Origin of the sequence: Lentilactobacillus hilgardii DSM 20176 = ATCC 8290, assembly GCF_000159315.1 — a bacterium.
Taxonomy (GTDB): Bacteria; Bacillota; Bacilli; order Lactobacillales; family Lactobacillaceae; genus Lentilactobacillus; species Lentilactobacillus hilgardii.
This window is the reverse complement of sequence record NZ_GG669992.1, coordinates 505209-510783: the sequence shown is the minus strand read 5'-3', so window position 1 is coordinate 510783 and position 5575 is coordinate 505209. Positions and strand designations below refer to the sequence as shown.

At 42.9% G+C, this 5575-nt stretch carries 5 protein-coding genes; 2 read left to right on the top strand and 3 right to left on the bottom strand.

Features of this window, described 5'->3' with window-relative positions; translation table 11 throughout:
• Both HMPREF0519_RS02360 and HMPREF0519_RS02355 read right to left on the bottom strand, forming a co-directional pair.
• Nucleotides 1-710: response regulator (locus HMPREF0519_RS02360; RefSeq protein WP_003634309.1), on the bottom strand; the 710-nt coding region annotated here is incomplete at its 3' end.
• Entirely contained in the window at nt 707-2005 is a 1299-nt protein-coding gene (locus tag HMPREF0519_RS02355) for a sensor histidine kinase (RefSeq protein ID WP_003634307.1), read from the bottom strand. The genes HMPREF0519_RS02355 and HMPREF0519_RS02360, both read right to left, overlap by 4 nt.
• A 107-nt stretch (nt 2006-2112) precedes the next feature.
• Here HMPREF0519_RS02355 and HMPREF0519_RS02350 point away from each other — a divergent pair, with 107 nt between their 5' ends.
• The gene (locus HMPREF0519_RS02350; RefSeq protein WP_003634305.1) at nt 2113-3663 is read left to right on the top strand and encodes a YfcC family protein; all 1551 of its coding nucleotides are present in this window, start codon (nt 2113-2115) and stop codon (nt 3661-3663) included.
• A gap of 131 nt (nt 3664-3794) precedes the next feature.
• Nucleotides 3795-4451 (top strand): HAD family hydrolase, encoded by a 657-nt coding sequence (locus tag HMPREF0519_RS02345; RefSeq protein WP_035462185.1) that lies wholly within the window; start codon nt 3795-3797, stop codon nt 4449-4451.
• 133 nt (nt 4452-4584) lie between these two features.
• Here HMPREF0519_RS02345 and arcC read toward each other — a convergent pair whose 3' ends face one another.
• Nucleotides 4585-5544 (bottom strand): carbamate kinase, encoded by a 960-nt coding sequence (gene arcC / locus HMPREF0519_RS02340; RefSeq protein WP_040472629.1) that lies wholly within the window; start codon nt 5542-5544, stop codon nt 4585-4587.
• Nucleotides 5545-5575: the final 31 nt, after the last annotated feature.

Here is a 5575-nt window from a genome sequence, read left to right as displayed (position 1 = left end):
GCGTATTCAATCACGACTTCATTATCCATATCATCCATGCAGAGAGTCGCCAGATTGGTTAAGCCGGTTTTGATCGCTCTTCGAATTCGCTGAAACAAAATTTTCTTTTCCCGATCATCGATATGATAGGCCTTATTAAAGTCAATTTCTCGAAAAGTAAGGTGTTGTTCCAGCATCATTTGGGCAATTGCCAAAATATCAGAAGAGCCGGCTTCCGATGTCATTCCCAGAAACCTTAATATTGAAAGAATTCGCTCCTTAGCTTTCTGTCGCTGATCAACCACCGGTTCAGCCGTCAAACTGCCGCCAACCAGCGCTTGAATATGCGTTAATTTTTCAGTCATCTGAATATTCTGAATTACTTTTTCAATCACCGTTTTAACTTCAATGACATTAATTGGTTTATCAATGAAAAACTCAATGCCGGTTTGATAAGCTTCTGACCGCAACTCACTGTCGCGAACCTGAGAAATCATAATAAAGCGCAATGACGGCTTTCGCTGCTTTAATTGCTTAATTAATTCAATCCCTGAGATTTCAGGCATCAGCAGATCTACCAAAACAATATCGACAGCCATCAACGTTAAATCAGCCAGCGCCTTTTTAGCCTCGTGGGCAATACCAACCACATCATTTTGAGGATCCTTTTCGATAATTCGGCGAAGCATCATTGGAATTGATGAATCATCGTCAACAATGTAAAATTTCATGATCGTGCCTCCTGTGTCAGTCGTCGTTTACTGAGCGTTACCTGAAAATCAGTTCCCTGACCAGGCTTGGATGCCACTTGAATATCGCCATCAAACTGCTCTTGGGTAATTATTTTAACGTGTGATAGGCCGATCCCCCGATAAACGACGCCGGTACTTTCATCAAATTTAGTCGTGAATCCCGGTTCAAAAATCATCGCAAGCGTTTCTTGATCCATTCCACTGCCATTATCACTAACATTAATAATAATTTGATCATTATCATCTGCCACAGTCACTCGAATCAACCCGTTAGCCTTATCATCCATTGCGTCCACGCTATTAAAAATTAAATTTGAGAGAATTGATACAACGTAATAATGGTTTGGAACCACCAGATCAACTTGATTATGAACCTCAATCACGATATTTTGATGACGCTGCTTAATTGCTTCACGGATGTAATTTACCGTCACTTTTAGAATATCGGCCAACTGCATTGGTACACTGGTATCATCATCAAAATAATCACCCAGGCCACGAATAACGTTTTGATAATCTTTCTTAATCTCATGAACATCCCTGGCAATGCTCAATGCCATATCCTGCTGCTTTTCATCGACTTTGTCCTGCTGCAACTGTTGGTTAAGCAAATAAGCGTTCTTCATGACGTTTTCAATTTCGCTGATATTCTTGCGCATAAAATACACGTCACTCTTAACGGCAGAGGCAACCCACACAAAATGATAATAACGTTGTTCGTGGTTTTCATCCCGTAACATCAGTGTGAAATAGTGGTACACAAAAGCAATTGAACAGCTTCCCAGGCTGCGAATCAGTGCGGCCATAAACAAGAATTGGAATAGCTGGTAACTGTAATGCGAAAAGCCGGTTAATAAGCTGACCTCCAGCAAATTCGAGAGATAATCGCACAGGACAATTGTGAAGAAGAAATAGCCGTTGTTACGTTGGCCATTTCGCCAATAAATCAAATAATAGAGGGCACCATAACACACATAAAAGGCCATATCCGTGATCGTAAATTGAATAATGTGATTGGCACTGGCATCCTGACTTATAAATAACAGGACGCCTCGAAAAATCGGTGATGCAACTGCGACCGCCAATGTCAGCTGAAACGGATTTAAATCGCGATTAAAATACAGAAAAATCGGCAGCAGCAAAACTGCCAGTGTAATGATAAATCCCGACGTATACGTTTGAAAATTGATTTGCGAAGCCAGCGCAATGCAGATCGCCGCAACCAGGATCCGCTGGTAACGTCCGTAACTAATGAAACGTGATTGCTTGAACATGATTAAATTCCCCTAGACATTTTTACACAAGTTTTTGAAGTATCGTGAAGTTATATGAAACCGCTTCATATAATACCAATTGTATAGAACGAAGGGGGATTATACAAATGGATTCAGCAATTAAGCCCAAACGGCATTTCAAACTAAAGATGCCCGGTGCGTTTGTCATCCTGTTTATCTTAACGGTCGTTGCAGTAGCGGCAACCTGGATGATTCCGGCCGGCAGTTATTCAAAGCTGTCTTATAATCAAACCAGCTCTCACTTACAGATCACTGACCCACACGGGAAAATATCCAACATTCCAAGTACCCAGAAAGAATTGGATAAGCTCGGCGTAAAAATTGATATTCACCAGTTTACGTCCGGCGGCATTACCCAAGCTGTTTCAATACCCAACACATACAAGCGGCTCAAACAACATCCAGCCGGTGCCGGCGATATTACCAGCAGTATGGTTCGAGGGACTATAGAAGCCGTCGACATCATGGTCTTTATTTTAGTTCTCGGTGGCCTGATTGGGGTTGTTAAAGCAAGCGGTGCGTTTGAGTCGGGATTAATGGCACTGACAAAGAAAACCAAAGGCCACGAATTCGCACTGATTTTCTTTGTTTCTATTTTAATGGTCTTAGGCGGTACCCTTTGTGGGATCGAGGAAGAAGCAGTTGCGTTCTATCCTATATTGGTGCCAATCTTCATTGCGATGGGCTACGACTCGATTGTCTGTGTCGGAGCCATCTTCCTTGCAAGCTCAATTGGAACCTCATTTTCAACAATTAATCCGTTCTCGGTTGTTATTGCTTCAAACGCTGCCGGAATTGATTTTACCCAGGGAATTATGTGGCGGGTAGTCGGGTGTATTGTTGCGGCCGCATTCGTCATCATTTATCTATATTGGTACAGCAAAAAAGTCAAAGCGGATCCGACCTTCTCGTATTCCTATGATGACCGTGATGAATTCAACCACATGTGGGAAATTGCATCGACTGACGATCACCAGAAATCATCTTTTACAATTCGAAAAAAGATTATTCTACTCTTATTCGTCTCAGCTTTCCCAATCATGGTTTGGGGTGTGATGTCCCAAGGCTGGTGGTTCCCAACCATGGCATCCTCATTCTTGGCATTTGCCATTATTATCATGTTCTTAACTGGAACCGGTAACCATGGTCTTGGTGAAAAAGGAGTCGTTGACGCTTTTGTTAACGGTGCCTCAAGTTTAGTAGGCGTATCCCTTATCATTGGACTTGCCCGTGGTATCAATTTGGTCTTAAATGAAGGTCTCATCTCGGATACCATTCTTCAATTTTCATCAACCCTGGTTGCCCATATGAGTGGACCGACGTTTATCTTAGTCATGTTATTTATCTTCTTTGTACTTGGCTTTATTGTCCCGTCATCTTCCGGATTGGCCGTTCTGTCAATGCCAATTCTGGCACCACTTGCCGATACGGTTCATATTCCACGATTTGTGGTTGTCACTGCCTATCAGTTTGGCCAATATGCAATGCTTTTCCTGGCACCGACCGGTTTAGTCATGGCAACCCTGCAGATGTTGAATATGAAGTATTCCCATTGGCTAAAATTCGTTTGGCCGGTTGTCGTGTTCGTCCTGGTTTTTGGCGGCGGCATCTTGGTAGCCGAAGTATTAATTTATTAGACTATATTGACATTTTAATGATTAGCAGAGCAGGTTGTCAGACTGCTCTGTTTTTTATTGGTTGCAATGCTTCTAAAATAAACTGACTATTCTCCGATTCAGGTGTTATGATATTCAAAAAGGTGATTTTAATGGATATCACATTCGATTGTTACGGAACGTTATTAGACACTCGGCCAATCCAAACCTGGTTGATGGCATTCGGGACAGCTCACGGCATTGACGGTCAGGCTGCCTGGTCCCAATTCGAATTGTGGAAGGATCGCTTAATGTATGGCGAAACAACGCTGCCATTTTCCGCCTTATTGAAGCGGGACTTAGCGTATATGGACATGACACTTCAAACCGGATCGTTGTTTAGCAACCATTTTAACGATTTAATCAAACTATACACGACCTTAACCCCTTGGCCGGAAGTCATTGCCGTTCTGCGTCAATTGCGTGAGGCAGACCACCGTGTCATCATTATGTCCAATTCAACGTCAAGCTTGATGGCAGCTCACCTCAACGCGTTGGATCACGAAGTCGATCAAACGATTCTACCTGAACAAACCCGCTGTTATAAGCCTGCCATACCGTTTTTTGACTATGCCTCAAAGCAGCTCGAACAGCCTCACCTACACGTTGCAATGGGCTATTGGTGGGATGTTGTACCATGTCATAAAATCGGATGGTCTTGCGTTTGGATTAATCGACTGAAGTTGTCGGCATTAGCCGATATCAAGCCTACTTATACCCTGCCGGATCTTAAAGGATTACCATTGCTGGTACAGTCACACGCTGGTTAGGTTATTGATTCCTTTGACTGCCCTTTAAGCCCACCATGCATGATCTACGCATCGGTTTAGACTTTCTAAATAAAGACGCCATACAAGGTTTTGTTCTTGTATGGCGTCTTTATTTTATTCAAAGCAATTTCAACTACTTCACTGTAGCCGGCACACTTTCGCTGACAATAGTGGTTCCTTCATTGCCTTTAATGATCTCTTTAACATCTTCAAGATCACCGATGACAGCCGGATTACCGGTATTTCGAACAAAGCTGGTAGCTGCTTCAACCTTTGGCCGCATACTGCCTTTGGCAAATTCCTTTGCATCAATGTGTTTTTGAATCTCATCAACGCTAACTTCTTTAAGTTCAACCTGATTGGGTTTGCCGTAGTTGTAAAAAACACCGCCGGCAGACGTTAAAATAATCAGTTTATCAGCATCGATTAGTTGGGCAATTTTTGAGGCGCTGAAATCCTTATCAATAACAGCTTCCGTTCCAACCAGCCGGTTACCTTTTCGAACAACCGGAATGCCACCGCCGCCTGAAACAATTGGAACGATGCCAGCATCAACAACCTGCTTGATGGCACGATATTCATTGATTTCCAACGGCTTAGGTGACGGCACAACCCGTCTGTAGCCACGACTGGCATCTTCGATAATCTGCCAGTCCGGATGAAGAGCCTTTAGACCTTCGACTTCTGTTTCTTTATAAAACGGTCCGATTGGTTTGGATGGGTTTTGGAAAGCCGGATCATTTTCATCCACAATCGTTTGGGTCACAATTGCCATAACGTCTTTGTCAATGCCACTATCCAGTAATTCCTCTTTCATAGCATTTTGGAACCAATAGCCAATACTTCCCTGTGTCATTGCACCACAGGTATCAAGTGGCATAGCCGGATTCTCATCACTGTCTGCGGCACTCTGCTGAAGTAGTAGGTTTCCTACTTGCGGTCCATTTCCATGGGTAATAATGAGCTGGTCCCCATTCTTGATAAAATTAACGAGTTCCTTTGCTGTTTCTTTAACTGCTTTCATTTGAGCCTGTGCGGATGCATCCTTTGAAAGGATAGCATTGCCGCCAAGGGCAACGACGATTTTTGACAAATCAAATTCCTCCTGCTTATCTATTTTTTTA

What these genes read in the sequence shown, in the direction of transcription:
- HMPREF0519_RS02355 (WP_003634307.1), bottom strand. Translation starts at nt 2,005, where the DNA reads ATGTTCAAGCAATCACGTTTCATTAGTTACGGACGTTACCAGCGGATC.
- HMPREF0519_RS02350 (WP_003634305.1), top strand. Translation starts at nt 2,113, where the DNA reads ATGGATTCAGCAATTAAGCCCAAACGGCATTTCAAACTAAAGATGCCC.
- HMPREF0519_RS02345 (WP_035462185.1), top strand. Translation starts at nt 3,795, where the DNA reads ATGGATATCACATTCGATTGTTACGGAACGTTATTAGACACTCGGCCA.